This window comes from Acetobacterium sp. K1/6, from assembly GCF_034438075.1.
Taxonomy (GTDB): Bacteria; Bacillota; Clostridia; order Eubacteriales; family Eubacteriaceae; genus Acetobacterium; species Acetobacterium carbinolicum.
Genome location: NZ_JAXQGA010000054.1, coordinates 1 through 3098 on the forward strand (window position 1 = coordinate 1; position 3098 = coordinate 3098).

Annotated in this window: 4 protein-coding genes; 2 read left to right on the forward strand and 2 right to left on the reverse strand. The window is 35.4% G+C overall.

Going from position 1 to position 3098, the window contains the following annotated elements; all coding sequences use genetic code 11:
* Nucleotides 1-15: 15 nt before the first annotated feature.
* Complete coding sequence (locus tag U2P91_RS17730) at nt 16-384, reverse strand: PIN domain-containing protein (protein ID WP_111889623.1); 369 nt, start codon at nt 382-384, stop codon at nt 16-18.
* Between the two features lie 124 nt (nt 385-508).
* On the opposite strand from U2P91_RS17730, the gene U2P91_RS17735 reads away from it, so the two are divergent.
* Nucleotides 509-1276, forward strand: a complete 768-nt coding sequence (locus U2P91_RS17735) for a hypothetical protein (protein ID WP_111889622.1) — start codon at nt 509-511, stop codon at nt 1274-1276.
* 47 nt (nt 1277-1323) lie between these two features.
* Nucleotides 1324-2088, forward strand: a complete 765-nt coding sequence (locus U2P91_RS17740; protein ID WP_111889621.1) for an ATP-binding protein — start codon at nt 1324-1326, stop codon at nt 2086-2088.
* A gap of 368 nt (nt 2089-2456) precedes the next feature.
* On the opposite strand, the gene U2P91_RS17745 is transcribed toward U2P91_RS17740, so the two are convergent.
* Nucleotides 2457-2771 (reverse strand): hypothetical protein, encoded by a 315-nt coding sequence (locus U2P91_RS17745; RefSeq protein ID WP_162624577.1) that lies wholly within the window; start codon nt 2769-2771, stop codon nt 2457-2459.
* Nucleotides 2772-3098: the final 327 nt, after the last annotated feature.

The window sequence follows — 3098 nt, forward strand, 5'->3', positions numbered from 1 at the left end:
CTCCTGTAAGTTCTTTTAGGTTAGTCTACAATAATTCGACCTATTTTGCACTACGCCATCTTTTGAATCGCTTACGAATGTTTTTAACATCTCTTTATGATCAATATATTCGCTTTTTATTTCAAAGATATCAGGATGCATACATATGATATCTACTGCCCGAAGCGCCTTCTCTTGTTTATCTTGTTTTTTAGAATTAATATGTCTCATCAACTCAATCCATACAGCCTTGGGCACCACTATTTTTTTACTAAATTCCAAAAGTAAAAATTCAATTCTATTAACTAATTGATGTAATTGTTCAAAATCCATAACCGCTGATGTATCAATAATAATAATCTCATTCTCTAAAAGTAATTTTCTCGTATAGTCTGCGTTGTTCATGGTGCGGACTCCTTTCATAAATTATCACTTGTAATGTTTATTTAATATGATATCATAATAGCATAAATAATGACCGCATAATAGCTGATAAATTAGTTATATTGTCCGCATAAAGGAGTATTGTATGCCTAAGAATAAGATATATAAAAAAATAATCGATAAAAAAATATTTAGAGATGTACTTAAGTATAAGAAAAGTAGCATTAGAAAACTGGGGGAAGTTCACGAAATAGATTGTACTGAGCGTACAATTAGGCGCTCTCTCAACGAAGGAAAAATGACACCTAAATTTTTGGAACAGATAGCAAAATATTTGGATATTGATCCAAAGTTTTTGTCTGGTCAGCTTCACAGAGAACGAAGAGAAATGATAGAAACTCTGAAAAACAAAACTCTAGGAGAAAATTTTTTTTATAATCTTCATCCTGCTGAATACCCATACTTTCGAAAAGAGCAAGATGATTTGCTAAAGGAATCTATTACTGTCTTTTTGAAAAAGCTCTTCTCTCTCTTTGATATATCTTACGCACAATTCGAAGAAATGGATTTTAAAAAACAATATGAAGTACAGCATGATCTTTTCGAGGCTATCAAGACTGTCATTTCAAAACACTTTGAGCAAGATGGCTATGGTAATAAGTATATGTTTAATCTTGATAAAATTACAAGTGATCTTGAAAATTATTATGAAAATTACTATATACAAAAGAATGCAGATGAACAACTTCGCGAAAAATTTTTATCTAATCCGCCAAAAGGTTATACAAAGAACAAAATTCTAACTATGACTCCAGAAGAGCTAATCGATTTGGATATGTGGAAAGACTATAAACCAAGCGAAGACAAACTAATGTTTGATAAAAAATACGAGGAATATGAAATATTAAACTAATAACAAAATGGTAGTGTCAACAATTTTTCGCAAAAATAAAAACAGCCATGGGAAATAAAAATCACCCAACAAATGATACCTTGAAAAAGCTAAAAACCATGCGTTTGCCCTTTTTTGCCCAATCCTACCAGAATCAGCTTGAAGATGAAATGACCTATCTTTCGATGTCATTTCAGGAACGTCTGGCTCTGATGGTCGATGCGGAGTATGATTCCCGACACAACAACACTATCAAACGACTCATCAAGGAGGCTAAATTTAATAATTCAGCTGCTTTTCTGGGAAATATCGAATATCTGCCGGATCGACATTTGAATCGGGAACTGCTGGAAAGTCTGGCCAGCAACGAATACATTTGCCAGGGGCAAAACGTCATTCTAGTTGGCGCCACCGGTTGCGGTAAAACCTATATTTCCAATGCACTGGGGGTAAATGCCTGCCAATCCGGTTATAAAGCACGCTATATCCGCTTACCGGATCTCTTTTGTGCATTCGAAGCCGCGCGGATTCAAGGCAAATATCATCATCTGCTTAATCAATTCAGAAAATGTTCCCTGATGATCCTGGATGAGTTTCTGCTTGTTCCCACTACAGATACACAACAGCGTGATCTGCTGGAGCTGATGGAAATCCGTTGTGGCCAGACGTCCACAATTTTCTGTTCTCAATTTACTGCCGAAGGTTGGCATGAACGCCTGGGCAGCGGCGCCCTGGCGGATTCAATCCTGTTTTTTGCAAAAAGTTCTTGCAAAAAACAATCTAAAAGAGAACTGAGTTCCGAATATGAAAACTGGTATTGTTATTTCATATAAGTATGGAAACAAAATATCGAAAAGACGTTTTTAAAATCATCAAAGGATAAATCGGATTTTAGTTGTCGCTTGAAACCGCTTTTTGTAGCATCGTGTTTAAAAAACATAGTCTCAAAAGCATTTGAATAGAAAATGTATAATTTATCAGGTATTTGTGCATAGCTATCGAAGGTTAACAACATAATATTTAGCAATAATGGGTTTGATGCAAATGATTCGTTTTTTTCCTATAAATTTGATCTGAGTTGTTCAATAAAATTAGTCTTACAAGTGAGATCATAGTCTATTTTTTTTGAGACTACTAGACCATCATTTGGTGGAATTGAAATATCTAGTTTAATATCACTCATAAACTATTGTTAACCCTTCTATGTTAGCTTATGTCTAATATGTTCCTCAGTAAGTGGTTCGTCATAATTTACACATATCAGTCTGATACCTGCTTCGTCACATAGTCTCATCTTTCGGTCATCATGTTCTTGCTGCACTTTTAATTGCTTCATACCACCCCAATGATTAATAGCTTTAAAGTGCTGAATGCCCTGATATTCCAATCCTAGTTTTATGTCAGGCAAAAATATATCAAGTTCCAATCCCTCAAGCCAATCCGGTCTATGATGACGAATCACTTTCTCGTGAGGAAACAGCGATTTGACGATTTGATAAAGCATCGTTTCACTCACCCAGGCATCACCGATCTTTTTAAAACCTAACTGTTCTCTTACCGAATTTTCTATTGCCCTACTTAGATCGTCTCTCAGTGATCCAGCTTCATCACACGAACTTTCCCTCCTTATTGATTCCGAAATTCTCCTGACACTATCATATAGTTCAGGTGTGCATTCATCCGGCAAGATATTAAATTCGTAAAACTGACCTTCGTCTATACCCAGTTTAAAATACTCCTGAATGATATACCAGCCATAATGCTGTTGATTATTTCACGCTAAGAGTACCGCCAGTACACGCTAATGATACTGGCAGTACTTGAGATGATACCATTGGTTCAC

Coding starts and splice junctions, on each gene's coding strand:
- U2P91_RS17730 (WP_111889623.1), bottom strand. CDS start 384: ATGAACAACGCAGACTATACGAGAAAATTACTTTTAGAGAATGAGATT.
- U2P91_RS17735 (WP_111889622.1), top strand. CDS start 509: ATGCCTAAGAATAAGATATATAAAAAAATAATCGATAAAAAAATATTT.
- U2P91_RS17740 (WP_111889621.1), top strand. CDS start 1,324: ATGGGAAATAAAAATCACCCAACAAATGATACCTTGAAAAAGCTAAAA.